We start from the raw sequence: 25737 nt of genomic DNA on the forward strand, positions 1-25737 counted from the left end.
TTTTTTGTTGGTAGTGTTTAGTTAAATATTGCTTGTCTGAATTTTTGTAGTTTAGAAAAAATAAAATCAGAACGTTCTTTTTTTCCTTTCTCTGTATAGTACTGCATATCTATTACGCCTGATTCTGTTCTTTTTAGCATTCGTGCTTGCTGACTTAAGCCGTCATAGCCCCAGTCTGTTGTGGGTACTTCATCTAAAACTACGTAACTGGTAGGTGTTAGAGGCCCAATTTCGTTATCCAAAAGTTGATTGAATGCGCTAAGTGCATCGGACTTTTCCTTGTCGGTATTGGTGTCTTTGCTGATTTTGGCATTCACATAGGCAGATACCGAATTGCTGGCTAATTTATTGCCGATAAACCAATGCTCTTTATCTATTTTTATAATACTTACGGCGGTTAATTCTGCTTTTTTATGAAGAATTTTAGCCATGATATTTGTTGTACCTTCGGCTAGGTTTTTGATCTGTAATTGGGTCAAGTCGCTGGATACATGTATTGATATGTAAGGCATAACGCTCTCCTTGTCTGTTTAAATCCAGCTTACGTGCTCATTTATATTATTAATAACGATTAATATAGTTTATATTGATCGTAAAATGCGATTGGTAAGAGGCAGGCATGGCGCAGCCCAATATAAGTACTGAATTATTGAGGACTTTTCTTGCTGTGGTTGAAAGGGATGGTTTTATTCGAGCGGCAGAGTTCCTGCATAAGACGCAATCCACAGTAAGTCAGCAGATTAAAAAACTAGAACTGGAATTGGGGGCTGTTCTGTTCCGTCCTCACGGCCGTAAGCGGCTGCTGACGCATGAAGGGGAGATGTTGGTTGGTTACGCAAGGAAAATGCTGGCGTTGCAGGACGATGCGATAGCGAGCTTGGCGAGTAGTGGGGAGCTAGGGGAGATAAAGGTAGGTGTCTCTCAAGGTGTTGCTGAAACTGTATTGCCTGAGCTCTTGGCTGGGTTTGCTCGGAAGAATCCCGCGGTAAGGCTGTTTGTAGAGACGGGTTATAGCGATGAATTGGAGTTAGGGTACGAGCGGGGCGATTATGATCTTATCGTCACGTTATCGTTGAGTGGCTCAGGGAAGGGGGAGGTTTTAGGAGGTGAACCGTTGGCGTGGATTGGTCCTGAAGGCTTCTCTTGGTCGTTGGGTAGGGAGTTACCTATGGCGTCATATTCCAAAGCTTGTCAGTTTAGGCGAGTTTCTATTGAATCTCTGGATCAGTCGGGAATTCCATGGCGCTTGGTTTATACCTCGTCAAGCTATCAAGGGCTTATGGCGGCGGTAAAGAGCGGTTTGGGCGTTACTGTGAGGCCGAGGAGTGCTGTTCTGCCAGGGGTTGAGTTGATTGGAGAGCGTCTTGGTTTGCCTGAATTGCCAATGATTTATACATCGTTGCGCTATAGGCGGGATATCAATGTTGCGAATGAGTTGGCAGAAACGTTTAGATTAGCGTCGCTTGGGGTTCGGTAAATTGAGGAATATAGACAATAAAAAAGCCGCATAAAGCGGCTTTTTTGGTAATTGGTGCGTCTTACTTAGGGTATGAACGCTGAGTCGGACCAGTGTAAAGCTGGCGTGGACGACCAATTTTGTTAGGGCTGCTGTGGAACTCGCTCCAGTGGGAGATCCAGCCGATTGTACGAGACAATGCAAAGATCACTGTAAACATGTTGGTTGGGATACCAATTGCTTTCAGGATAATACCGGAATAGAAATCTACGTTCGGGTATAGTTTTCGTGCAGCAAAGTACTCGTCTTCGATAGCGATTGTCTCAAGACGTTTCGCGATCTTAAGAAGAGGATCATTTTCTAGGCCTAATTCAGCCAGTACTTCGTCACAAGACTTCTTCATTACGCGTGCGCGTGGATCGAAGTTGCGATATACGCGGTGACCGAAGCCCATTAGGCGGAATGGGTCGTTTGGATCTTTTGCTTTAGCAACGAATTCATCAATGCGTGACTCATCGCCGATCTCTTCAAGCATGTTAAGTACAGCTTCGTTAGCACCGCCGTGAGCAGGGCCCCAAAGTGCAGCGATACCAGAAGCGATACATGCGAATGGGTTGGCGCCAGAAGAGCCCGCAAGACGTACTGTAGAAGTAGATGCGTTCTGTTCGTGGTCAGCGTGAAGTACGAAGATGCGGTCCATTGCTTTCTCAAGTACAGGGTTAACCTGATACTCTTCGCAAGGTGTACCGAACATCATCTGCAGGAAGTTGCCTGCATAGCTCAGATCGTTGCGTGGGTACATAAACGGTTGACCGTTCGAGTACTTGAAGCACATCGCAGCAATAGTAGGCATTTTCGCGATTAGGCGGTATGCACAAACTTCACGGTGATGTTCGTTATCGATGTCTAGAGAGTCATGGTAGAACGAAGAAAGAGCGCCAACCACGCCGCACATGATCGCCATTGGGTGAGCGTCACGACGGAAGCCGTTATAGAAGTGGTTTAGTTGCTCATGAACCATGGTGTGGTTCTTCACAGTTTCTACGAATTTAGCCTTTTGCTCTGCGCTTGGCAGTTCGCCGTTCAATAGTAGGTAGCACACTTCCATGTAGTCTGATTTTTCTGCTAGCTCGTCGATTGGGTAACCGCCGTGCAGTAGCACGCCTTTGCCGCCATCGATGAAAGTGATGCTAGAGTCACACGCAGCTGTGGAAACAAAACCAGGGTCGTACGTGAACAGGCCTTTGCCAGTCAGTGGGCGCACATCAATTACGTCTGGACCTAGAGTGCCTGAATACACTGGAAGCTCAATAGCTTCATCCAGACCGTCGACTGTTAAACGTGCTTTCTTATCAGCCATTAAAAGGCTCCTATCATTATGTTTTAGTTCTGTTTTGACTTTCTTATTAGTCAGATCTAAGAGTCTTGGCCCGATAAATTGGACCCACACAATATAGAGACTGAAAAAAGTTTGTCAATCCGACTAAATGGGTTAGTTACCGCATCGCAGCAAAAACGGATGAATTTTTATCAGGAATGGTACTAAGGCTGAATAGTCATTTGGTTGTACGACTTTTGATATGCCGTAAGGTCCTAGACAAAAGGCGAACTACGCTGTGTTTGCGTTGTATTGTCAAGGTGAAATGCTTATACTCTCGCCCCGAAGTTTATCCCTAGTTTATGTCCTATTATATTAGTTCATATATTATGGATATGCTTGAGGAGCGAGGTACTTATCTTCAACACTTCCGAGCAACCGAGCCCTGCAAAGGGGCCGTAAAAAGTGTGAACAAGAGCCGTGAATAAGAAAAGACCTGTAAATTTAGATCTTCAAACTATCAAAATGCCGCTACCGGCGATTACATCCATCCTGCATCGTGTGACAGGCGTGGCGCTATTCTTTGGTGCTGTGTTTGCAATGTATGCTTTGGGTTTGTCCCTGGAATCAGAAGCGGGCTTCAATGAAGCTGTTGATATGTTTGAGAATGGCTTCTTCGCGAAGCTTATAGCGTGGGGAAGTGTATCAGCATTGCTATACCACTTCTTCGCGGGCATCAAACACCTGGTAATGGATTTTGGCCACTGTGAAGAACTTGAAAGTGGTCAGATGGCAGCGAAAGTGACCTTGGGTCTAGCTGTTGCAGCAATCCTCATTTCGGGAGTATGGATATGGTAACTAGTATTACTAGCTTTGGCCGTAGTGGCCTGTATGACTGGATGATTCAGCGTGTAAGCGCGGTAATCCTAGCTGTATACACAATCTTTATGATTGGTTATCTAGCATTTGGCGCAGAACTAACTTACGAAATGTGGGTTGGTTTGTTCGAAGGAACTGCAATGCGCATCTTTACAATGCTAGCGCTACTATCCTTTGCTGCACACGTATGGATTGGTATGTGGTCTGTTTCTACTGACTATATTAAGCCAACTGGTTTGCGTTTCGTGTTTCAATCTGCATGTGGTCTCCTAACGTTTATCTACGTTGTGTGGGGCATTCAGATTTTGTGGGGTGTTTAAAAGATGTCTAAACTACGTACGCTTACTTTCGACGCGATTGTTGTCGGTGGCGGTGGTGCAGGCATGCGTGCTGCACTTCAGCTTGCACAAAGTGGTCTAAACACTGCTTGTGTAACAAAAGTATTCCCAACTCGATCTCACACAGTATCCGCTCAAGGCGGTATTACTTGTGCGATCGCAAGTGCTGATCCAAACGACGACTGGCGTTGGCACATGTACGATACCGTTAAAGGTTCTGATTACATCGGTGACCAAGACGCTATCGAATACATGTGTTCTGTAGGTCCTCAGGCGGTATTCGAACTAGACCACATGGGTCTTCCGTTCTCCCGTACTGAAACAGGCCGTATCTACCAGCGTCCTTTCGGTGGTCAGTCTAAGAATTTTGGTGAAGGTGGTCAGGCTGCACGTACATGTGCTGCAGCAGACCGTACTGGTCACGCACTGCTTCATGCTCTATACCAGGGCAACATGAAAGCAGGTACTACCTTCCTTAATGAGTGGTACGCAGTAGACCTAGTTAAGAATGACGATGGCGCAGTTGTTGGCTGTATCGCTATCTGCATCGAAACAGGTGAGACTGTATACATCAAGGCTAAAGCGACTGTTCTCGCAACAGGCGGTGCTGGCCGTATCTACTCTTCTACTACTAACGCTCTTATCAATACTGGTGACGGTATGGGTATGTCTCTGCGTGCGGGTGTTCCGGCGCAGGATATGGAGATGTGGCAGTTCCACCCAACCGGTATCGCAGGTGCAGGTGTACTTGTAACTGAAGGTTGTCGTGGTGAAGGTGGTTACCTAATCAACAAAGACGGCGAGCGCTTCATGGAGCGTTACGCGCCAAACGCTAAAGACCTAGCAGGTCGTGACGTTGTGGCACGTTCTATGATCCTTGAGATCCTAGAAGGTCGTGGTTGTGGTGAAGATGGTGATCACGTTTACTTGAAGATGGATCACTTGGGTGAAGAGGTTCTTCATTCACGTCTACCTGGTATCTGTGAACTGTCTAAAACATTCGCAGCTACAGACCCAGTTGTTAAGCCGATTCCAGTTGTTCCAACTTGTCACTATCAGATGGGTGGTGTTGCAACTAACATTGGTGGTCAGGCAATTGCTCCTAATAAAGACGGTGAAGATCAGATTGTTGACGGTCTTTACGCTTGTGGTGAAGTTGCATGTGTATCTGTACACGGTGCTAACCGTCTAGGTGGCAACTCACTGCTTGACCTTGTTGTATTTGGTCGTGCAGCTGGTATGCAGATCGAACAGCAAATGCGTGATGGTTACGAAGTGGCAAGTGCTACTGAAGAGAACATTGAAGCTGCAATGGCTCGTCTGAACCGCCTAAATAACTCAACGGGTGGTGAGAGCGTATCTGAAGTTCGTAAAGAGCTACAGAGCACGATGCAGCTTTACTTCGGTGTATTCCGTGACGGCGAAAGTATGCAGAAAGGTCTTGAATTGCTGAAAGGCATTCGCGAGAAGATCAATAACCTTCATCTAGAAGATAAGAGCCAAGCATTTAATACTGCGCGTATTGAAGCGCTTGAGCTTGAAAACTTGTTTGAAGTGGCTGAAGCGACTGCAATCGCTGCGGAAGAGCGTAAAGAATCTCGTGGTGCCCACGCACGTAACGACTTTACTGATCGTGATGATGAGAATTGGTTATGCCATTCTGTCTACTTCCCTACGGATAAAACCATTGGTAAGCGTGCAGTTAACTTTGCACCTAAGACAATGGAACCATTCCCACCTAAAACACGTACTTACTAAGGAGCTTCTATCATGTTGGTTAGTGTATATCGCTACAATCCTGAAACAGACGATGCTCCTTACATGCAGGATATTCATATCGATATTCCTGGTGGTAAGGACATTATGGTGTTGGATTTGCTACAGCTTCTAAAGGACAAAGATCCGTCTATGGCGTATCGTCGTTCTTGTCGTGAAGGTGTATGTGGTTCAGACGGTATGAACATGAACGGCCTTAACGGTCTTGCATGTATTACTCCGTTATCTGCTGTAGTTAAAGACGATAAGCTTGTACTGCGTCCTCTACCAGGTCTACCGGTTATCCGTGACCTTGTTGTAGATATGACTCAGTTCTACAAAGCTTACGAGAAAATCAAGCCGTTCTTGATCAACGATACTCCGCCGCCTGCGATTGAGCGTCTGCAGTCTCCGGAAGATCGTGCTGAGTTGGATGGTCTGTACGAGTGTATTCTTTGTGCATGCTGCTCAACTTCTTGTCCGTCTTTCTGGTGGAACCCAGATAAGTTCATCGGTCCTTCTGGCCTGCTTCAAGCGTACCGCTTCTTGGCAGACAGTCGTGATACGGCGACTCGTGAGCGTCTAGCGGATTTGGATGACCCATTCAGTGTCTTCCGCTGCCATGGCATCATGAACTGCGTTAACGTTTGCCCTAAAGGATTGAATCCTACTAAGGCGATCGGCAAGATTCGCAACATGCTGCTAGCGCAAGCAACCTGATCTACCCTAAAAAGCGGTGCCATTGGCACCGCTTTTTTGTGTTTGAAAAAGAAAAAAGAATTTTTTGTAAAAAAATTACCATATTCGCATAAAGAATGATTAAAGCTTGCTTCCAAAAGCTTTAATATAAGAATCCCGAGACAGTTAAAGCTGTTTGATCGGGGGATTGAAGGTAACTCAAAGAGGAGCGATATCTATCGGAAGATCCCGATAGAATCAAAAAGCTCCCAGAGCCAGGGTGATCAAGAATGCAAGAAAGCATCATGGATCTCATGTGGAAGAATGCTCACCTTTATGGTGGCAACCTTTCATACGTTGAAGAACTGTACGAAACTTACCTGATGGATCCAAATGCGGTTCCTCAGGAATGGCGAGAAGAATTCGACCGACTACCAAAAGTTGGCGAAAATCTGACACAGGATGTGCCGCATTCTGCTATCAGAGAACATTTTCTCTATCTATCTAAAAACCAAAAACGCGCTGCGCCAACTGCTGTAAGTTCGGTTAGTTCCGAACATGAGAAAAAGCAGGTTCGTGTATTGCGTATGATCAACGCTTACCGTGTACGTGGTCATCAGGTTGCCAACATCGATCCATTAGGTTTGATGCAACGTGAAGATGTACCGGATCTTGATCTGCGTTTCCATGAGCTGTCTGAAGCTGATTACGATACTGTATTCCAGCTAGGTTCTCTGTTCTTCGGTCCTGAAGAAGCTCCGCTGCGTGATATCGTTGCTGATCTGAAGAAAACGTATTGTACAACGGTCGGTGCAGAGTACATGCACATCGTTGATACACAAGAAAAGCGTTGGATTCAGTCTCGTTTAGAGCCTGTTCGCTCACATCCAGAAGCTGAAGTTAACAAGAAGAAAATGATTCTTGAGCGCCTAACAGCTGCTGAAGGTCTTGAGAAATACTTGGGCTCTCGTTATGCCGGTGCTAAGCGCTTCGGTCTGGAAGGTGGCGAGTCAATGATCGTATCCCTAAACACGCTAATTCAGCGTGCTGGTAAACAGGGTGCGAAAGAAGTTGTTATCGGCATGGCTCACCGTGGCCGTCTAAATACGCTTGTTAATATCTTTGGTAAAAACCCAGCTGATTTGTTTGACGAATTTGAAGGGAAGCGTGTTGTAGATACATCTGGTGACGTTAAGTACCACCAAGGTTTCTCATCTAACGTAGAAACTGAAGGCGGTGAAGTTCACATCGCTATGGCATTTAACCCATCTCACCTAGAGATTGCTGCTCCGGTAGTAGAAGGTTCTGTACGCGCGCGTCAGGATCGTCGTGAAGATGCTGATGGTACTTCTGTTGTTCCTGTAAATATTCACGGAGACCAAGCTTTCTGTGGTCAGGGTGTAGTAATGGAGACATTCCAGATGTCTCAGACCCGTGCATATAAAACAGGCGGCACAATCCATATTGTAGTTAACAACCAAGTTGGTTTTACAACATCTAAGCAAGAAGACTCACGTTCAACTGAGTACTCTACCGATGTTGCGAAAATGATTCAGGCGCCTATCTTCCACGTAAATGGCGATGACCCTGAAGCAGTTCGTTTTGTTACACAGCTGGCTGTTGATTACCGTAACGAATTTAAGAAAGACGTTGTAATTGACTTGTTCTGTTACCGTCGTCGCGGTCACAACGAAGCTGATGAACCATCTGGTACACAACCGTTGATGTACGCGCAGATCAAAAAGCAGAAAACTACGCGTGAACTTTACGCTCAGCAGTTGATTTCTGAAGGTGTTGTTACACTTGAAGAAAGCAAGGCGATGGAGAAAGAGTACCGTAAGCTGCTAGAGAATGGCGAGCATGTTGTTAAGTCACTTGTACATGAGCCAAACTCTGAACTGTTTGTAGATTGGAAGCCTTACCTAGGTCATGAGTGGTCATTCGACTGCCCAGAAACCAAAGTTGATCTTAAGTTGCTGCAAGAGCTAGGTAATAAGATTTGTGAAACGCCTGAAGGTTTCGCAGTTCAGCGCCAAGTTCAAAAAATCATTGATGACCGTAAGCGTATGGCTCACGGTGCAATGGAATTGAACTGGGGTATGGCTGAATCTCTTGCTTATGCAACTATCCTTGCTGAAGGTCATCCAATTCGTATCACGGGTCAGGATGTGGGGCGTGGTACGTTCTCTCACCGTCACGCGGTACTACATGATCAGAAGACAGCTGAAACTTACCTGCCATTAGATAATCTTTCCGATGAGCAGCCTCGTCTAACATTGCATGACTCTTTCCTATCGGAAGAAGCGGTACTTGCGTTTGAGTACGGTTATGCGACTACGATGCCAAATGCGCTAGTTATTTGGGAAGCTCAGTTCGGTGATTTCGCCAACGGTGCACAGGTAGTAATTGACCAGTTCATCACTTCTGGTGAACATAAATGGCAGCGCCTATGTGGTCTGACAATGTTGTTGCCTCACGGTTTCGAAGGTCAGGGCCCAGAGCACTCTTCAGCGCGTCTAGAGCGTTACTTACAATTGTGTGCAGAGCACAACATTCAGGTTGTTACACCAACTACGCCAGCACAGATTTTCCACTTGCTGCGTCGTCAGGTTGTACGTCCGCTACGTAAGCCTCTAGTTGTTATGTCTCCGAAGAGTTTGTTGCGTCATAAACAAGCGGTTTCTACTCTTGAAGATCTAGCAGATGGTTCATTCCAGCCAGTTATTGGTGAAGTTGATCAGTTAGAGCCTAAGAAGGTGAAACGTCTTGTACTGTGTGGTGGTAAGGTTTACTACGACCTTTACAACCGCCGTGCTGAATTGGAAAAAGATGATGTTGCAATCGTTCGTATCGAGCAGCTATATCCATTCCCAGAAGCACAATTGGCAGAAGCAATCTCTGAGTATACAAACTTAGAATCTGTAGTTTGGTGTCAAGAAGAACCAATGAACCAGGGCGCATGGTACTCAATGCAGCACCATATGCGTCATGTTCTACACAAACATGACAGCAAGTTACATTTGGAAGGGGTAGCCCGTCCAGCATCTGCAGCTCCAGCAGTAGGGTACATTTCTGTACACGCTGAGCAGCAGGAAAAACTAGTTAATGATGCACTTAACGGTTGATCAGGCGATTAACCACAATTATTAATCGCCTGACGGTGATAACGATAAAGGAAAAAACATGTCCATCGAAATCAAAGCGCCGACGTTCCCAGAATCTGTAGCAGACGGCACAATCGCAACTTGGCACAAACAGCCAGGTGAAGCATGCTCAGCAGACGAGCTTATTGTTGATATTGAAACTGATAAAGTTGTACTAGAAGTTGTAGCGCCAGAAGATGGTGTTATTGCTGAAGTACTAAAAGGCGAAGGCGACACGGTTCTTAGTGATGAAGTGATCGCTAAGTTTGAAGCGGGTGCTGCAGGTTCTGCTGCACCAGCTGCTGCTGAAGAAGCTGCGGCTCCTGCAGGTGATGCTGACAAAGTTGGCCCTGCCGCACGTAAGCTGATCGACGAAAACGGCCTAGATGCATCCCAAATTACTGGTACTGGCAAAAATGGTGGTATCACTAAAGAAGACGTTCAGAACTTCATCAAAAATGGTGCACAAGCACCTGCAGCAGCACCTGCTCCTGCGGCATCTGCTGCTCCAGCACAAGCTGCTGCACCAGTTAACGTTCCAGCAGGTGAGCGTGTAGAGAAACGAGTTCCAATGACTCGTCTACGTGCAACAATTGCTAAACGTCTAGTTGAAGCACAGCAAAATGCTGCAATGCTTACTACTTACAATGAAGTAAACATGAAGCCGGTTATGGAACTGCGTAAGCAGTACAAAGACCTATTCGAGAAAACTCACAACGGTACTCGTCTTGGTTTCATGTCTTTCTTCGTTAAAGCTGCAACTGAAGCACTGAAGAAATTCCCAGCAGTTAACGCGTCTATCGACGGAAATGACATGGTTTACCATGGCTACCAAGATATCGGTGTAGCTGTTTCTACTGACCGTGGTTTGATGGTACCAGTACTACGTGACACTGATGTAATGAGCCTAGCAGACGTTGAGTCTACTATCGCTGATTTCGGTAAGCGTGGTCGTGAAGGTAAGCTTGGTATGGACGACATGCAGGGCGGTACATTCACAATCACTAACGGTGGTGTATTCGGTTCTTTGATGTCTACTCCAATCTTGAACCCACCACAAACTGCTATTCTAGGTATGCATAAAATTCAGGAACGTCCAATGGCTGTAAACGGCCAGGTTGAGATCCTGCCAATGATGTACCTCGCTCTGTCATACGATCACCGTATGATTGATGGTAAGGAAGCTGTACAATTCCTAGTGACAATTAAGGACCTTCTAGAAGATCCTGCACGTATGCTACTAGAGGTTTAAGGTTAGTCCTGATAAGAACAGAGTGAAGATAGGATAAAACATGTCTGATAAATTTGACGTTATTGTTGTAGGTGCGGGTCCTGGCGGTTATGTAGCTGCGATCCGTGCAGCACAGCTTGGTCTGAAAACTGCGTGTGTTGAAAAGTGGGTTGATGATAAAGGAGCAGCAGTTCTAGGTGGTACATGCCTAAACGTAGGTTGTATTCCTTCAAAAGCTCTACTGGAATCTACACACCAGTTCCACAATGCTCAGCATGCTGACGTGCACGGCATCCAAACGGGTGGCGATGTCACTATGGATGTTAAAGCGATGGTTGCTCGTAAAGACAAGATCGTAGGCAACCTAACTGGCGGTATTGCGGGTCTGTTTAAAGCAAACGGTGTAACTTTGCTTCAGGGTATGGGCAAATTGCACGGCGGTAAGAAAGTTGAAGTGACTGCAGCTGACGGTTCTTCTACTACTTACGATGCTGAGAACGTGATTCTAGCGTCTGGTTCTGTACCGGTTGAAATCCCACCAGCGCCGCTTACTGAAGGTTTGATCCTTGATAATGCGGGCGCACTAGATATCGATGAAACGCCTAAACGTTTGGGTGTTATCGGTGCCGGAGTTATCGGTTTGGAAATGGGCTCAGTTTGGGCGCGTTTAGGTACAGAAGTTACTGTACTTGAAGCAATGGACGATTTCCTTGCGCTAGCAGATAAAGATGTAGCTAAAGAAGCTGCAAAACTGTTCAAGAAACAGAAGCTAGACATCAAGCTTGGTGCTCGTTGCACAGGCACTGAAATCATCGACGGCAAAGAAGTGAAAGTTAAATACACTGATGCCAACGGTGAGCAGGAAATGGTTGTTGATAAGTTGATCGTTGCTGTAGGCCGTAAGCCACAGACGCAAGGTCTACTTGCTGATGACTCTGGTGTTTCTCTAGATGAGCGTGGCTTCATCTTCGTTGACGAGAAATGTCAGACTGGTGTTCCTGGTGTATATGCGATTGGTGATTCTGTTCGTGGCCCAATGCTTGCGCATAAGGCTTCTGAAGAAGGCATCATGGTTGCTGACATCATTGCTGGTCACCATGCACAGCTTAACTATGACGTTATTCCAAACATCATCTACACGCATCCTGAACTAGCTTGGGTTGGTAAAACTGAGCAAGAGCTTAAGGCTGAAGGCGTTAAAGTTAAAGTGGGTAAATTCCCATTTGCTGCTTCCGGTCGTGCCATGGCTGCTAACGATACCGAAGGTTTCGTTAAGATGATCGCTTGCGAAGAAACTGATCGTATTCTGGGTGTTCACATGGTTGGTGGTATTGCTTCCGAGCTTATCGGTCAAGCTGCTATCGCTATGGAATTCTGCTCAAGTGCAGAAGACCTTCAGATGACAGTATTTGCCCATCCGACTGTAAGTGAGGCTGTACATGAAGCAGCGCTAGCAGTTGATGGACACGCGATTCATATGGCGAATCGCAAAAAACGCTAAGTAATTAGCACAGAGAGATCCGGCTTACTCTTACAAGGAGTAAGCCGTATATAAAACTTGTTGCTAGAACCAACAGGGCTGTTACAGGGGCGTATTTAGATCCCTGATACAGAAAAAATCATATAGTGATAACACAACGGGTTAGAGCATGAATCTTCATGAGTACCAGGGTAAACAGCTGTTTGCCGAATATGGTCTGCCGGTATCCAAAGGATACGCAGTAGATACTCCAGAAGCAGCGGCTGAAGCTGCTGAAAAAATTGGTGGTGATAAGTGGGTTGTTAAAACTCAGGTGCACGCTGGCGGCCGTGGTAAGGCTGGCGGTGTTAAGTTGGTTGACTCTCCTGCAGAAGCGCAAGAGTTTGCAGCTAACTGGCTGGGCAAAAACCTAGTTACATTCCAGACTGACGAAAATGGTCAGCCTGTTTCTAAAATTTTGGTTGAAGACTGCACAGATATTGCAAACGAGCTATATCTTGGTGCTGTTGTAGACCGTTCTACTCGCCGTATCGTTTTCATGGCATCTACTGAAGGTGGTGTTGAAATCGAGACAGTTGCAGAAGAAACTCCAGAAAAGATTCTTAAAGCTGAAGTTGATCCGCTAACGGGTGCTCAGCCTTACCAGGGTCGCGATCTTGCGTTTAAACTGGGCCTAGAAGGCGACCAGATTAAGCAGTTCGTAAAAATCTTCTTGGGTCTAGCTCAGATGTTCCAAGAAAAAGATCTGGCTCTTCTAGAGATTAACCCTCTGGTTATTACTGATGAAGGTAACTTGCACTGCCTAGACGCTAAAGTAGCGATCGATGGCAACGCTGTTTACCGTCACAAAGATCTTCAAGCTATGCACGATCCATCTCAGGAAGATGAGCGTGAAGCACACGCTGCTGAGTGGGATCTAAACTACGTTGCTCTAGACGGCACTATCGGCTGCATGGTTAACGGTGCTGGTCTTGCGATGGGTACTATGGACATCGTTGCTCTACACGGTGGTTTCCCAGCTAACTTCCTTGACGTTGGTGGTGGCGCGACTAAAGAGCGTGTTACTGAAGCGTTCAAACTAATCCTAGCTGACGAAAAAGTTAAGACTGTATTGGTTAACATCTTCGGCGGTATCGTACGTTGTGACCTAATTGCTGAAGGTATCATCGGCGCAGTTAAAGAAGTAGGTGTAAACGTACCAGTTGTTGTACGTCTGGAAGGTAACAATGCTGATCTAGGTTCTAAGCTTCTTGCTGAATCTGGTCTAGACATCATCGCAGCTACTAGCTTGACTGATGCAGCTCAGCAAGCAGTAAACGCAGCGGAGGGTAAATAATGTCCGTTTTGATTAATAAAGACACCAAAGTAATCTGCCAAGGTTTCACTGGTGGTCAAGGTACCTTCCACTCTGAACAAGCTATCGCGTACGGTACGCAGATGGTTGGCGGTGTAACTCCAGGTAAAGGTGGTACAACTCACCTAGGTCTACCTGTATTCAACACTGTTGCAGAAGCTGTAGAAGCGACTGGCGCAGATGCATCTGTTATCTACGTTCCAGCTCCGTTCTGTAAAGATTCTATCCTAGAAGCTGCAAACGGTGGCGTTAAGCTAATCGTTTGTATCACTGAGCACATCCCCGTTATGGATATGCTTGAGTGTAAAGTTAAGTGTGACGAGCTAGGTGTACGCCTAATCGGCCCTAACTGCCCAGGTGTTATCACTCCAGGCGAATGTAAGATTGGTATTATGCCAGGTCACATTCACCTACCAGGTAAAGTAGGTATTGTTTCCCGTTCTGGTACTCTAACTTATGAAGCTGTTAAGCAGACTACAGATGCAGGTTTCGGTCAGTCTACTTGTGTAGGTATCGGTGGTGACCCAATCCCTGGTTCTAACTTCATCGATATTCTGGAAATGTTCCAGAATGATCCACAGACTGAAGCGATTGTAATGATCGGTGAGATCGGTGGTACTGCAGAAGAAGAAGCGGCTGCTTACATCAAAGCAAACGTTACTAAGCCTGTTGTTTCTTACATTGCTGGTGTTACTGCACCTGCTGGTAAGCGTATGGGTCACGCTGGTGCGATCATCTCTGGTGGTAAAGGTACTGCTGATGAGAAATTCGCAGCACTTGAAGATGCAGGCGTTAAGACTGTACGTTCTCTTGCTCAGATCGGCGATGCACTAAAAGAAGTTACTGGCTGGTAAGCTATAACATCTCTAAAAAAGGCAGCTTAGGCTGCCTTTTTTATTGCCCGAATAAATAGGTGTTGAAACATTATTTGTATAATGTGATTGTTAAATAACATTATTTTAAGTGCAGATCGTTTATGAAAAACCTTATCGTGATAGGTGTTGCTTCAATTGTTGGCTTAGCAGTTGTTGGCGGTGCAGGTTTCTTTGGTTATAAGATGTATTCAGAGTTGGCTGAATATAAAGCCTTAGGTCCGATTAAGGATATGCGAACTTATAGCAAAGAAAATTTTGATCTTAAAAAAGAAAATAAGCTGTTATTAGAAAAGTCTGCGTACATGCAGCGGCAATTTCTAATTCATCGTAAAGTAACAGTGGGTCAAGCTGTTAAAAGGTCAGAAAGAAAAGTTGCAACATCGATTGCTGCTTTTACCCCAATTTCAGGTTCCTATGTACTTGCTGCAATGTCTGCGCAAGAGCAATTGGAGCTCTGCCAAGATGTACAGGCTTTAATAAAACTAGAGTCCCAATTGTTTGAATCCTCTGATCCTGCTGTCGTAATGCAGCAAGAAAAGATTTGCGGTACTTATATCGAGCGTAAATTGATGCCGTTATTTAAATACCAAATGCTTCGCGTGCGTGCGTCAATGACGGGCTCTCTTGGTCATCTCAGAGTAGATGCTGAGGAAAAGTTTGAGAAGGCGCGTAAGCTTCTTGAAAAGTGGGAAGTGCCAGTTGAACGGGAGTTGGATTCTTACACGGATTTTGATCGTTAGATTTATTTATTTCGATTTATCTGTCTATCAAACTAGTTTACTTATTAACTCGGTATTTTTATTTAGCTGCTACAATTTTATTTACTCATCATAGTATTATGCGTTTTAATAATAACCGTAATTTATAAGTGGTTAATTGGGTTGAGGGCGATAATCTTTGAGTAGTACTAAGATTGCAATGAATGCCTTAGCCGAGCGTATGCCCGGTGCCTTTTATCGCCGTTCTGTTCAGGGCGATCGAGCTTTGTTGTTGATTACTTCAGGCTGTAAAGAGTTAACAGGCTACTCTGTAGAGGAATGGTTAAAGGGAGATATTAGTTTTAAAGAACTTATTGATCCTGAATGTCATTCTCACTATCGAGATGTTGTTGATAGTGCTCTAGTCGAAGGAAAGCCCTACAGTGTTGAATATAAGATTACACATAAGAATGGTGCTGTCTTATGGGTGTGGGAGCAGGGACATGGTGTAACGGATGCTGGTAGTCTTTCTGCTATTGAGGGCTATATCACTGATATTACTTCGCAAAAAGATCATGAGGTTGGTTTGCGAAATGCTTTGAGTGCGAAGCAGCAGCTACTAGAAGAATATAAAGGTGTTGTTGATTGTAGTGCTATTGTCTCTAAGACAGACCCAAATGGCGTTATTACTTATGTTAATGATCATTTCTGTAAAGTCTCAGGTTATAGCCCTGAAGAGCTAATCGGGTCAACTCACGCCATTGTTCGGCACCCCCAAACTAGGCCTGACATTTTTAAAGATCTATGGAGTACCATTCTTTCAGGTAATACCTGGAAAGGTACGCTGAGAAATAGAGCAAAAAATGGGCAAGATTATTATGTAAATTCGGCTATCTCTCCGATCATGGATTCAGATGGTAATATCATTGAATTCATTTCGGTTCGTTTTGATGTGACGTCGCTCATTGAGAAAGAGAAGCGAATTAGAAGACAGATTACTGACCAGCTAACTGGTTTGCCTAACAGGCAGAGTTTGTTAGAGGATTTAACTTCAGTTGAGTCAGGCTCATTGGCCATACTTAATATCAACGACTTTAAGTTGGTTAATGAATATTATGGCTTCGCTGTTGGTGATCAATTATTGCGAGATATGGCAATTTTGCTTTCTGAAGTTGCCGAGCTTCATGATTTAAATCTGTACCGTCTGTCAGGTGATGAGTTTGCACTCTTCTGCAAAGGACATTTGCGTGATATCGGCTTTGATACGTTGTGTGACTCTATTGTATCGCGTGTAGCTGAGAAAGTTATTACTATTATAGGGATCGAGTTTGCTTTAGCGGTGACTATTGGGGCTTCTAATGGCTGCACAAAAGATCTACTTTTACATGCAGACATTGCCCTTCATAGCGCTAAAGAGCAGCATCTATCAGTACAAATATATGACATCTATTCGCCACTAAAGCGTCAAATTGATAACAACATTACTTGGCTTAAAAGAATTCGAGAAGCGATTCATGAAGATCGAATAGAAGTCTTTGCTCAACCAATCTTGGATGTGGATTCGTCTGAGATTAATCGTTATGAATGTTTAATGAGATTAAGGGAGGGTGAAAATTACATTTCACCCTATCTATTCCTGCAGGCGGCTAAACATGGTCGGCTTTATGGTGATCTAACCCGAATTGTATTTTCCAAAGCCTGTGAGTTTTTTGCAGAACGAAGCGACAGTTTTTCTATTAATATCACAGCCTCGGATATCTTAAATCCTAATACTTCTAATTACATTATTAGAACGATTAAGCGCTACGGGGTTGGTGATAGGCTTGTGTTTGAATTGGTTGAAAGTGAAGGGATTGAAGATTCTGAACTTATTATTCAATTTTTTGATCAAGTGAAAGCGATGGGCTGTAGCTTAGCGATTGATGACTTTGGTACGGGTTATTCTAACTTCGAATACCTTCTAAAACTCGATATTGATTATATAAAGATTGATGGCTCTTTGATTCGTTACATTGATAAGGATGATAATGCACGTATTGTGGCTGAAACAGTTGTTGATTTTGCGAGACGCTTGAACGTGAAGACGGTTGCAGAGTTTGTACATAACTATGAAGTAGAGCAATGTGCACGTGAAATCGGTGTCGATTTTCTTCAGGGTTTCCTGTTAGGTGAGCCTGCCCCATTGGACTCTCTCTAAACTTCATCTTCTGGTCTATTTATTGCTTTTCTATGCGAGGGCGACAGATTGATAGCATCTGTCGCTTATAAAGCTATAAAGGCTGGGATGTATTCGATCTCTTTTTGCTGTGATGTTCTATTTTAGTGCGAGCTGCACCTAATTGGTGATATCTGTCTGTACCTATAGAATTGGAGGTGAAAAAAATACTCTTGGCTGTAGTATAAGGTTTTCTATCTTGCTGGCAGTGTTGATTATTTTTAGTCCAGTTTTTGATAGGAAAACGTGTATTTAGTTTTAGGTATTAGCGATGTGTATAAATACCTTTGAGTACCACAAAATCTAACAGAGTAGTTCATTATGAGTCTTAAGCTTTTTCCATACTTCCAGCCTATCGTTGAAACCGCAACTGGTCGCATAGCTGGGTACGAAGCACTGGCAAGGATGAAAGATGAGAACGGCGATACGGTTTCTGCGGGTAGAATTTTTTCAGATAAGGGCCTCTCTGTTAAAGAACGTATTGAGCTTGATCGAGATGTGAGGCTTCAGGCGCTTCAGCAGATCCAATCACTGCCTGAAGATACTTTTATTAGTATCAATATATCCCCTGAGTGGCTGCAATACCTTGAGTCCCTAGATAACATTCCTACCTTGGAAATGATTAAGCAGCTCGCAGTTGATCCATCAAAAGTTGTTATAGAGATTACTGAGCTTGATGGTGACTTGGATGTGATTCAAAAGCTAGTTGAGCGATATCGTGAAGAGGGGTTCTGTATTGCTATCGATGATTTCGGTACGGGTTTTTCGCAATTAGATCGTATTGCCTTGCTAAAGCCGGATATCATTAAGCTGGATATGACTTTACTGAAAAGTGGTTCGACTGACAGTCGTCGTTCCTCAATGGTTCAAATGTTGGGTGAGCTTGCTTCAAAACTCGGCAGTAAGGTGCTGTGTGAGGGCGTTGAAACTGATGATGAATATTATTTGGCACTGAGCTGTAATGCAGTATATGTTCAGGGTTTTCTTTTCTCTGAGGCGCAGTCTGAGATGTTGCTTCCAGATTCGACCACTAAACAAGTGAAGGATCTATTAAGTCATTATCGTGATATGGCGATTAATGCTACTTCCCGAAGTCACTGGCGTGCGGAAAAGGTTAAAGCAGAGTTGCTCTCGTTAAGAGAGGTCTTAAAGGCTGCAAGTAGTGATGAAGATCTACAGCACTTTGTCGCAACAGAGCATTTAATGCGTTTCTATATCTGTGATCGTTTAGGCAATCAGATTTCTCCAAACTTTGAAAATAGTGATAAAGGCTGGATCCTTAATGAAAAACATAGAGGGTTTAACTGGAGTTGGAGACCTTATTTCTTTGAGCTTCTAGGATCCGCTGATACGAAAAATCGTTTGGTCTTCTCAGAGCCATACCAAGATATTCATACAGGGCAGCGAGCGCAAACGGCTGTTTTGTTTATCGATGACTCCCGTATCCTGCTTGCGGATTTACTGGATGAGGGGCAGGAGAGTGATCTGTTTAATGGTTTTAGCGCAATGCCAGCAAGCTGGATTCCTGAGATAGGCTAATTGAGTTGTTGTTATAAGAGCTAAGCCTAGAGGTTTGGCTCTTATTTTTTGAGCTCTTTCAGAAGAAGGGTATAAGCTTTATCTTTCTTTTCGATCTGGTGTAGCTTGATAATCTGATGGTTTAGTTCAGGTGCAAACCAGATGAAAGTCTGTCGCGTACTGCCTTCTTTACGCACGCGTTTTACTCGAATTGCCTCGTACTCGCCGATAGGGGCTTTGATGCTCTCTTTGCCGTCAACGATGAAGTTATATTCTTTTAACTTTCCACCATCTGCTACAGAGTATTTAAACTCTTTTTCTCCTTCAGCAACGGCTTGTTGTAGCAGTAGTTGATAGCTGATCTTGTCTTGAACGCCTTCTTTTATTGGCATCTGCCAGGGTTTGTTCTCAACCTTGTTTGTTACCAATTGGTTTTGCCAATCGAAATGAACTTCAGCCTTACGTTTTTTGCCTAGTACGCTACGTTTGTAGGTATAGTTAAGTGGCTTTAGCTTTGCGTTATCTAAAGTGAATTTGCTGGATTCGTAAATGCTGGCAAACATGGCTGAGGCTTTGGATTCAAAAAACCATTCGCCAGATTCATTTTTTTGTAGCTTGCGAGTAGTGTTGCCGCTGAGAGAGATGCTGCCATCCCAATCAATTTCGTAGCTTGCGGTAAAAGGAGTAAAAGGCGTTGCGGTGTCTGCAACTAGAGGAGTTGCCCAGAGAAGTGCGGACGCGAAAAGGGAATTAATTAACGTCTTATTTGCTCTGAGCATACTGGTTGCCTCATTAAATTTGATCGTGCTGAAAGCCCTGAGTAGGTGCGGCTTTACCGTCTAGGGTAACACCCCTGTCAGACCAGATCAGTCTGTCGGAACAAAACAGACCTACCGCTTGAGGGTAGATAATGTGTTCCACTTTATGGACTTTCTGTTGCAGGCTCTCACTTGTATCTTCCGGATCTATGCTTACTTTACCCTGAATGGCCAGCGGGCCACCATCTAGCTCTTCAGATACAAAGTGCACGGTACAGCCGTGTTCTTTATCACCGGCATCAATTGCGCGCTGATGGGTGTGAAGGCCTTTGTATTTAGGGAGTAGTGACGGGTGAATGTTAAACATTCTGCCGTTGTAGTGCCGAACAAATTCGGCAGTAAGGATACGCATAAACCCTGCAAGAACAATCAGGTCAGGCTGGTAAGTATCAATCTGTTTGATCATCGCTTGGTCAAAACTTTCCCGGCTATCAAAGTCGGTATGTTTTAAAACCAGGGTAGGGATATTGGAGTTGCGGGCACGCTCCAAGCCATAAGCCTCAGCTTTGTTGCTGAGGACGGCTTCGATGCGGCCATCAATTTGGCCTGCATCGATTGAATCCATTATAGCTTGGAGGTTGGAACCACTTCCTGATATCAGGACAACGATTCGTTTAGTCATTGGGCGAATTACGCCTCCAGACCAGCTAGTTCAACTTGCTCTTCACCTGCTTGCGCAGCAGCAATTGAACCGATAACCCAAGCATCTTCGCCAGCTTCGTTTAGTAGCTGAAGTGCTTCGTCTTGCTTGTCAGCAGGTACGCAGATAACCATGCCAACACCGCAGTTGAATGTGCGGTACATCTCAGTTGCATCAACGTTACCTTGCTCTTGTAGCCAATTGAATACTGCTGGCATAGTCCAAGAGTTAACATCGATTACAGCTTTCGCATTCTCTGGAAGAACACGTGGGATGTTCTCAAGTAGGCCGCCACCTGTAATGTGAGACAGAGCGTTTACTTGAGATTCTTTGATCAGTTTTAGAAGTGACTTAACGTAGATGCGTGTTGGCGCCATCAAAGCATCTGCTAGCGGTTTGCCATCAAGATCTGCAGTCAATTCTGTGCCGCTTACTTCTAGAATCTTACGGATTAGAGAGTAACCGTTAGAGTGCGGGCCAGAGGAAGCAAGGCCGATCAGCGTGTCACCAACTTTTACGTTAGTGCCGTCGATGATCTCATCTTCTTCTACAACACCTGTACAGAAGCCAGCTAGATCGTAATCTTCGCCTTCGTACATGCCTGGCATTTCAGCTGTTTCGCCACCAACAAGTGCAGCACCAGCTAAAGAACAACCTTCGCCAATACCTTTAACTACATCTGCAGCAGTATCAACGTTAAGTTTACCTGTCGCGTAGTAATCCAAGAAAAGTAGAGGTTCTGCGCCAGCAACGATTAGATCGTTAACACACATCGCAACTAGATCGATACCGATGGTGTCGTGCTTTCCTAGATCCATTGCTAGGCGTAATTTTGTACCTACACCGTCAGTACCTGAAACAAGTACAGGCTTACGGTAGCCTTCGGGGATACGGCATAGAGCGCCGAAACCACCTAGGCCGCCCATAACTTCAGGGCGAGTTGTGCTTTTAGCAACGCCTTTAATTCGATCAACTAGGGCGTTACCAGCGTCGATATCAACGCCAGCGTCTTTATAGCTCAGAGAGCTGTTATCAGAACCAGTAGACATGGATCAGTTAACCTTTCATGTACAAGGAAAGAGGAAGAAAAATATTGCCGCATATTCTACCGTTTTATCACGCTTGAATACACTCATCTGGGCAACGAATATGAAATAATTATGTGGGATGGTAAAGTTAAAGCATATTTTTATTCGAAATTGTTGAAGGCGGCTTAATGGATTTAATGCGAAGCTTTATAGCTGTGCTTCTGCTGGCAGTGTCACAATTTGTTTGTGCAGGGACGATAACTGATCTTTATCAAGTGACTTTGCCTGTTGATGAACAAAGGTCTTCACCTAGTGACCTTCAGATGAGTTCTGGGCTGGCAAAAGTGCTAGTTAAAGTGTCTGGCAATTCCAGTATTGCTGAAGATTTACAAATCCAATCCCAGCTTAAAGTGCCTGCTAGAACTTTAAAGCAGTTTAGTTATATCGCTAAAGAGGGTGGGGATTATTTAGTTTTAGATTTCCACCCGTCTGTTATCGATAGTTTAGTTACCCGTACAGGCTTTAAACCCTTAGGCGAGCAGCGGCCCACAGTTTTGCTTTGGTTCGCTTCGGATCTATCGGGCGAGCAAGACTACCTGCCATCTAATGATCCTTTTCATAAAGCCCTGCAGTTAGCAGCGAAGTCCCGCGGATTGCCGCTACAGTTTCCATTATTCGATCTAACTGACCAAGTGGCGCTTACCACAGTGGATCTATGGGCGTTAAACGATCAACCTATTACAAAAGCTTCAGCACGTTACAATCCTGATGCTGTTATCGTCGGTCGCCTTACAAAGGGTTTGCCAGAGGGAGTAACCGTTGCCGGGTTATTTATGAATGGCGGCGACACCCAGCCGATAGCGGAATCTGGCAATATCGATCAGGTTGCTAATAGATTGATTAACCGAGTGGCGGATAATCTTTTTAAGCCAGTCGTGAGTTATAAACTCAGTCATTTTCAGACTGGCATCGCTGTTCAAGTTGAGAATATCTTTAACTTGTCTGATTACATCCGACTGATTGATTTTCTCAAAGGGTTATCTGTTGTTAGTCAGGTAAAAATTGAACAAGCAATAGGTAATCAAATTACAGTAAGACTTGAGTTAGATGGCAGTGAAGAGCAATTGCGCCAAGCTATCGCCCTAGAGCCGCAATTACAGACGCTCGATAGTCTTCGAAATCAAGATGGTTCTGCGGTGATGATCTACCGCTGGCAAGGATAGCAGGAACAATAAATGACTGAATCACAACGTTGGTTTTTCTTAATACTTGCCGTCGTATTGGGCGGTTTGGTGTATCTACTTTCTCCAATTCTTTCACCCTTTTTGGTCGGGGCGTTGTTTGCTTATCTGTCAGATCCCATTGCTGATCGATTAGAAAATTTAGGCATGTCTCGCACAGGCTCTGTCATCATTGTGTTTATCGGTATGACGGCCTTGGTGGCGATGATGTTCCTGTTATTACTTCCGCAACTAGGGCATCAAATACAGACATTGCTAGCTCGTATACCGCAGGCGATACAGTTATTTGAAGAACAGATTTTTCCTTGGATATTAGCGACATTCAGTTTGGAGCCAACTGCGTTTGGTTTTGCCAATGTTAAAGATGTTTTGATTGGTGATTTGCAAAAAACTGGCGATATTATGAGCCAGTTGTTAGGAGGTATTACACGATCGGGGCTGGCAATTGTGGCATGGGTGGCTAATTTAGTCCTGATTCCCGTGGTTACTTTTTACTTGTTACGTGACTGGGATGTGATGATTGCTAAGGTTAAGCGTCTTTTACCGCGCAATGTTGAGCCTAGGGTTTCTTTATGGGCTAGCGAATGTGATGAGGTGCTTGGCGCATTTATGAAAGGTCAGCTTTTAGTCATGGTCGCATTGGGAATTGTTTATGCAGTAGGTTTATGGATCGTAGGGCTTGATCTAGCGCTATTGGTTGGTATGATCGCGGGTCTTGCTAGTATTGTTCCTTACATGGGATTCATCATCGGTATTGCGGTGGCAGGTATTGCTGCATTTATGCAATTCCAAGATCCAATGGTTTTAGGCTACGTTGGCGTAGTCTTTATCATTGGTCAGATGCTTGAAGGGATGTTACTTACGCCATTATTAGTAGGTGACCGTATTGGATTACACCCTGTTGCGGTAATTTTTGCTATCATGGCAGGCGGACAGCTGTTCGGATTTGTTGGGGTACTTTTAGCTCTACCAGTTGCAGCTGTTATTATGGTGCTATTACGGCACCTACATGAAGGTTACAAAGGCAGTACGTTGTACGGCTCAGAAGAAGATCAAGCGTTAGAACAAGTCGAACCAGTAGTTAATGACAAGTAAACAACCATTCCAATTACCTCTATCGGTTAGTCTCCGAGATGATGCTCGTTTTGAGAATTATTACGCTCAAGGCAATGAGCTGGTTTGCGCGAGTTTAAAAGCGGCCGCAAACGGTAATGGTGAGCAGTTTACTTATATTTGGGGTAGTGAGGGCGTTGGCTGTACTCATCTACTCCAAGCGGTATGTCATGAAGCCGATCCTGTAGGACGCAGTGCGGCTTATCTCCCTCTGGATGAATTAAAGCAGATGGGTGGTGGTATTCTAGAAGGGATGGAATATCTCGATCTAGTTTGTATCGATGGCATAGAGTCTGTTGCTGGTAATAAAGCTTGGGAAGAGGCGCTTTTCCACTTCTTTAACCGCATTCGTGAGCAGGGTAATACACTGATCATCGCTTCGACAGCTGCGCCGCGTCATCTTGGTATCAACCTACCTGATTTAGCATCCCGACTAAGTTGGGGCATGGTATTCCAGGTGCAAGCACTTAATGATGAAGTGAAACTAAAAGCGATTAAGACGAAAGCAAGTGCCCGTGGGTTACAGTTTTCAGATGAAGTCGCACGCTTCTTACTTCATCATGCCAGCCGCAATATGAACGATTTAGCCTGTTTGCTAGATACGTTGGATCGCGCATCTCTGAGTGCTCAGCGTAAAATCACAATTCCTTTCGTTAAAGAGGTTACAGGGCTGTAATTAATCAGCTCTTAAACCAACTCTTCATATATTCTTCATCATTTTTGCAGGTGCGTAATGCGAAAATAGGGGTATTAAATTTCGGTACTCTTTCGCAGGTCATTATGGCTAGGAGGTCATCATGGGTAGCAAGCATCTGACAGACAAATTACGCGCTAAGCTTGAAAAAGAAGAGATCAAAGTCAAAGCCAACAATGTTCGCTATACAGTTACCCATCTGAATGAAAAAGGTAAGGTTTTGGGGCGTGAGTGGTATAAGGGATTTATCGCTGTTTCAGGCAAGCGCCTGATATTGGTATCTGATGGCGTAAAATTTCTTAACATCAAAAAATCGGATCAACGCTTCACTGCTGCTAAGTTTGTAGAAGAAAACGTAGCTTGCCTAGAAGTGCGTTATTTTAAAGAGCCAGATTCTGAACGCAGCTTAGTTTTTCATATCTATACGGATAAAGTGAATAAACTGCTTAAACACATTGATAATCTATAAGCCAAAATAGATTATCGCCTCTGGGGCGGAATGTTCTTTTTCGCCCCTTGAAATATCTCCTTAACTCCCGCATGATCGCGACTTTTTGGCGGGAAATTCTGTGTTTCAAATAATTGATCAAACCAGTGATTTTGTTGTGGTGGTTAAACCTGCAGGAATCAGTGTGCATAAAGATCAAGAGGAAGCAGGATTTACCATGATGTTGCAGCAACAGTTAGATTTAGAGCAGATCTTTCTGGTGCACCGTTTAGATAAAATAACATCAGGCCTTATGGTATTCGCTAAGAGTACCGAAGCTGCCAAAATGCTCGCTGATCAATTTAAAAGCCGTGAAGTTTCGAAATACTACTTAGCTATCTCTGCTAATAAACCAAAGCGTAAGCAAGGGCTTATTATGGGGGATATGGAGAAAGCGAGACGCGGTGGCTGGAAGCTTGTAAAAAGTCGTCAAAACCCTGCTGTGACCCAGTTTTTTAGCTGCTCACTTAAGCCCGGCTTTAGGCTGTTTCTACTAAAACCAACCACAGGTAAAACCCACCAAATTAGGGTGGCGCTTAAAAGTGAAGGCGCGCCAATTTTGGGGGATAATACCTACAATGGTGAGTTATCAGACCGTACCTATCTGCACGCATACTCTTTGGCATTTAGTTATGGTGGTGAGCGATATACTTATAAGAGCTATCCTGAGCAGGGCGATCAATTTGATCAAGAGGCTTTGGGTATTATTAAAGAACACTTTGATCGGCCAGAGAGTCTTTCTTGGCCGAAATTACCTGAAAAAAGATAAGGCACAAAA

The 25737-nt window shown here is 44.5% G+C and carries 23 protein-coding genes; 18 read left to right on the forward strand and 5 right to left on the reverse strand.

The features are described from left to right. Positions 1 to 17 precede the first annotated feature (17 nt). Positions 18 to 512 (reverse strand): tautomerase family protein, encoded by a 495-nt coding sequence (locus tag ACMXYX_RS06465; RefSeq protein WP_415897967.1) that lies wholly within the window; start codon positions 510 to 512, stop codon positions 18 to 20. A gap of 107 nt (positions 513 to 619) precedes the next feature. On the opposite strand from ACMXYX_RS06465, the gene ACMXYX_RS06470 reads away from it, so the two are divergent. Then, positions 620 to 1477 (forward strand): LysR substrate-binding domain-containing protein, encoded by an 858-nt coding sequence (locus ACMXYX_RS06470; RefSeq protein WP_415906649.1) that lies wholly within the window; start codon positions 620 to 622, stop codon positions 1475 to 1477. A gap of 61 nt (positions 1478 to 1538) precedes the next feature. Here the strand turns inward: ACMXYX_RS06470 and gltA are convergent, their stop codons facing one another. Continuing rightward, positions 1539 to 2816, reverse strand: coding sequence for a citrate synthase (gene gltA, locus ACMXYX_RS06475; protein WP_415897969.1), 1278 nt, complete (start codon positions 2814 to 2816; stop codon positions 1539 to 1541). 438 nt (positions 2817 to 3254) lie between these two features. On the opposite strand from gltA, the gene sdhC reads away from it, so the two are divergent. From sdhC to ACMXYX_RS06535, 12 genes are all read left to right on the forward strand, one after another. Continuing rightward, positions 3255 to 3632, forward strand: a complete 378-nt coding sequence (sdhC, locus tag ACMXYX_RS06480) for a succinate dehydrogenase, cytochrome b556 subunit (protein WP_415884183.1) — start codon at positions 3255 to 3257, stop codon at positions 3630 to 3632. Beyond that, complete coding sequence (sdhD, locus tag ACMXYX_RS06485) at positions 3626 to 3973, forward strand: succinate dehydrogenase, hydrophobic membrane anchor protein (protein ID WP_415884184.1); 348 nt, start codon at positions 3626 to 3628, stop codon at positions 3971 to 3973. The genes sdhC and sdhD overlap by 7 nt, the downstream gene beginning before the upstream one ends. 3 nt (positions 3974 to 3976) lie before the next feature. Next, the gene (gene sdhA / locus ACMXYX_RS06490) at positions 3977 to 5749 is read left to right on the forward strand and encodes a succinate dehydrogenase flavoprotein subunit (RefSeq protein ID WP_415890932.1); all 1773 of its coding nucleotides are present in this window, start codon (positions 3977 to 3979) and stop codon (positions 5747 to 5749) included. Between the two features lie 12 nt (positions 5750 to 5761). Further along, positions 5762 to 6466, forward strand: coding sequence for a succinate dehydrogenase iron-sulfur subunit (locus ACMXYX_RS06495; protein ID WP_415884187.1), 705 nt, complete (start codon positions 5762 to 5764; stop codon positions 6464 to 6466). A 248-nt stretch (positions 6467 to 6714) separates the two neighbouring features. Then, complete coding sequence (locus tag ACMXYX_RS06500) at positions 6715 to 9549, forward strand: 2-oxoglutarate dehydrogenase E1 component (protein ID WP_415897970.1); 2835 nt, start codon at positions 6715 to 6717, stop codon at positions 9547 to 9549. A gap of 58 nt (positions 9550 to 9607) precedes the next feature. Beyond that, positions 9608 to 10819, forward strand: a complete 1212-nt coding sequence (gene odhB, locus ACMXYX_RS06505) for a 2-oxoglutarate dehydrogenase complex dihydrolipoyllysine-residue succinyltransferase (RefSeq protein ID WP_415884190.1) — start codon at positions 9608 to 9610, stop codon at positions 10817 to 10819. Positions 10820 to 10859: 40 nt separating this feature from the next. After that, the gene (gene lpdA / locus ACMXYX_RS06510) at positions 10860 to 12299 is read left to right on the forward strand and encodes a dihydrolipoyl dehydrogenase (protein WP_415884191.1); all 1440 of its coding nucleotides are present in this window, start codon (positions 10860 to 10862) and stop codon (positions 12297 to 12299) included. 148 nt (positions 12300 to 12447) lie between these two features. Beyond that, a complete protein-coding gene (gene sucC, locus ACMXYX_RS06515) occupies positions 12448 to 13614 on the forward strand; it encodes an ADP-forming succinate--CoA ligase subunit beta (protein WP_415884192.1) in 1167 nt (388 codons plus the stop codon). Continuing rightward, positions 13614 to 14486: a succinate--CoA ligase subunit alpha gene (sucD, locus tag ACMXYX_RS06520; RefSeq protein ID WP_415884193.1), complete on the forward strand. Its 873-nt coding sequence runs from the start codon at positions 13614 to 13616 to the stop codon at positions 14484 to 14486. The genes sucC and sucD overlap by 1 nt, the downstream gene beginning before the upstream one ends. Positions 14487 to 14608: 122 nt before the next feature. Beyond that, the gene (locus tag ACMXYX_RS06525; RefSeq protein WP_415884194.1) at positions 14609 to 15247 is read left to right on the forward strand and encodes a hypothetical protein; all 639 of its coding nucleotides are present in this window, start codon (positions 14609 to 14611) and stop codon (positions 15245 to 15247) included. Positions 15248 to 15404: 157 nt separating this feature from the next. After that, positions 15405 to 17402 (forward strand): EAL domain-containing protein, encoded by a 1998-nt coding sequence (locus tag ACMXYX_RS06530; RefSeq protein WP_415897971.1) that lies wholly within the window; start codon positions 15405 to 15407, stop codon positions 17400 to 17402. A gap of 339 nt (positions 17403 to 17741) precedes the next feature. Beyond that, the gene (locus ACMXYX_RS06535; protein ID WP_415884196.1) at positions 17742 to 18959 is read left to right on the forward strand and encodes an EAL domain-containing protein; all 1218 of its coding nucleotides are present in this window, start codon (positions 17742 to 17744) and stop codon (positions 18957 to 18959) included. Positions 18960 to 19000: 41 nt separating this feature from the next. Here ACMXYX_RS06535 and ACMXYX_RS06540 read toward each other — a convergent pair whose 3' ends face one another. Genes ACMXYX_RS06540 through purM form a run of 3 tightly spaced genes read right to left on the reverse strand, consistent with a single transcriptional unit; the run spans position 19001 to position 21445 of the window. Further along, a complete protein-coding gene (locus ACMXYX_RS06540; RefSeq protein WP_415884197.1) occupies positions 19001 to 19717 on the reverse strand; it encodes a DUF3108 domain-containing protein in 717 nt (238 codons plus the stop codon). A gap of 13 nt (positions 19718 to 19730) precedes the next feature. After that, a complete protein-coding gene (gene purN / locus ACMXYX_RS06545; protein ID WP_415884198.1) occupies positions 19731 to 20378 on the reverse strand; it encodes a phosphoribosylglycinamide formyltransferase in 648 nt (215 codons plus the stop codon). Positions 20379 to 20386: 8 nt separating this feature from the next. Then, positions 20387 to 21445, reverse strand: a complete 1059-nt coding sequence (gene purM / locus ACMXYX_RS06550; RefSeq protein ID WP_415884199.1) for a phosphoribosylformylglycinamidine cyclo-ligase — start codon at positions 21443 to 21445, stop codon at positions 20387 to 20389. Between the two features lie 167 nt (positions 21446 to 21612). Here purM and ACMXYX_RS06555 point away from each other — a divergent pair, with 167 nt between their 5' ends. The 5 genes from ACMXYX_RS06555 to ACMXYX_RS06575 all read left to right on the forward strand — a co-directional run bounded on the left by ACMXYX_RS06555 (position 21613) and on the right by ACMXYX_RS06575 (position 25728). After that, a complete protein-coding gene (locus ACMXYX_RS06555) occupies positions 21613 to 22647 on the forward strand; it encodes a DUF2066 domain-containing protein (RefSeq protein WP_415897972.1) in 1035 nt (344 codons plus the stop codon). 12 nt (positions 22648 to 22659) lie between these two features. Beyond that, entirely contained in the window at positions 22660 to 23760 is a 1101-nt protein-coding gene (locus ACMXYX_RS06560) for an AI-2E family transporter (RefSeq protein WP_415897973.1), read from the forward strand. Further along, complete coding sequence (hda, locus tag ACMXYX_RS06565) at positions 23750 to 24454, forward strand: DnaA regulatory inactivator Hda (protein WP_415897974.1); 705 nt, start codon at positions 23750 to 23752, stop codon at positions 24452 to 24454. The genes ACMXYX_RS06560 and hda overlap by 11 nt, the downstream gene beginning before the upstream one ends. 121 nt (positions 24455 to 24575) lie before the next feature. Further along, positions 24576 to 24941, forward strand: coding sequence for a hypothetical protein (locus ACMXYX_RS06570; protein WP_415897975.1), 366 nt, complete (start codon positions 24576 to 24578; stop codon positions 24939 to 24941). Between the two features lie 100 nt (positions 24942 to 25041). Continuing rightward, positions 25042 to 25728, forward strand: a complete 687-nt coding sequence (locus ACMXYX_RS06575; RefSeq protein ID WP_415897976.1) for a TIGR01621 family pseudouridine synthase — start codon at positions 25042 to 25044, stop codon at positions 25726 to 25728. Positions 25729 to 25737: the final 9 nt, after the last annotated feature.

Origin of the sequence: Neptuniibacter sp. QD72_48, from assembly GCF_047778065.1 — a bacterium.
Lineage (GTDB): Bacteria > Pseudomonadota > Gammaproteobacteria > Pseudomonadales > Balneatricaceae > Neptuniibacter.

Bases quoted from the DNA above. Each gene is read 5' to 3' on its own strand.
- ACMXYX_RS06540 (WP_415884197.1), bottom strand. From the start codon at position 19,717: ATGCTCAGAGCAAATAAGACGTTAATTAATTCCCTTTTCGCGTCCGCA.
- sdhD (WP_415884184.1), top strand. From the start codon at position 3,626: ATGGTAACTAGTATTACTAGCTTTGGCCGTAGTGGCCTGTATGACTGG.
- sucC (WP_415884192.1), top strand. From the start codon at position 12,448: ATGAATCTTCATGAGTACCAGGGTAAACAGCTGTTTGCCGAATATGGT.
- odhB (WP_415884190.1), top strand. From the start codon at position 9,608: ATGTCCATCGAAATCAAAGCGCCGACGTTCCCAGAATCTGTAGCAGAC.
- sdhA (WP_415890932.1), top strand. From the start codon at position 3,977: ATGTCTAAACTACGTACGCTTACTTTCGACGCGATTGTTGTCGGTGGC.
- lpdA (WP_415884191.1), top strand. From the start codon at position 10,860: ATGTCTGATAAATTTGACGTTATTGTTGTAGGTGCGGGTCCTGGCGGT.
- purM (WP_415884199.1), bottom strand. From the start codon at position 21,445: ATGTCTACTGGTTCTGATAACAGCTCTCTGAGCTATAAAGACGCTGGC.
- ACMXYX_RS06555 (WP_415897972.1), top strand. From the start codon at position 21,613: ATGGATTTAATGCGAAGCTTTATAGCTGTGCTTCTGCTGGCAGTGTCA.
- gltA (WP_415897969.1), bottom strand. From the start codon at position 2,816: ATGGCTGATAAGAAAGCACGTTTAACAGTCGACGGTCTGGATGAAGCT.
- ACMXYX_RS06560 (WP_415897973.1), top strand. From the start codon at position 22,660: ATGACTGAATCACAACGTTGGTTTTTCTTAATACTTGCCGTCGTATTG.
- ACMXYX_RS06495 (WP_415884187.1), top strand. From the start codon at position 5,762: ATGTTGGTTAGTGTATATCGCTACAATCCTGAAACAGACGATGCTCCT.
- ACMXYX_RS06500 (WP_415897970.1), top strand. From the start codon at position 6,715: ATGCAAGAAAGCATCATGGATCTCATGTGGAAGAATGCTCACCTTTAT.
- ACMXYX_RS06470 (WP_415906649.1), top strand. From the start codon at position 620: ATGGCGCAGCCCAATATAAGTACTGAATTATTGAGGACTTTTCTTGCT.
- purN (WP_415884198.1), bottom strand. From the start codon at position 20,378: ATGACTAAACGAATCGTTGTCCTGATATCAGGAAGTGGTTCCAACCTC.
- sucD (WP_415884193.1), top strand. From the start codon at position 13,614: ATGTCCGTTTTGATTAATAAAGACACCAAAGTAATCTGCCAAGGTTTC.
- ACMXYX_RS06570 (WP_415897975.1), top strand. From the start codon at position 24,576: ATGGGTAGCAAGCATCTGACAGACAAATTACGCGCTAAGCTTGAAAAA.
- ACMXYX_RS06525 (WP_415884194.1), top strand. From the start codon at position 14,609: ATGAAAAACCTTATCGTGATAGGTGTTGCTTCAATTGTTGGCTTAGCA.
- ACMXYX_RS06465 (WP_415897967.1), bottom strand. From the start codon at position 512: ATGCCTTACATATCAATACATGTATCCAGCGACTTGACCCAATTACAG.
- hda (WP_415897974.1), top strand. From the start codon at position 23,750: ATGACAAGTAAACAACCATTCCAATTACCTCTATCGGTTAGTCTCCGA.
- ACMXYX_RS06535 (WP_415884196.1), top strand. From the start codon at position 17,742: ATGAGTCTTAAGCTTTTTCCATACTTCCAGCCTATCGTTGAAACCGCA.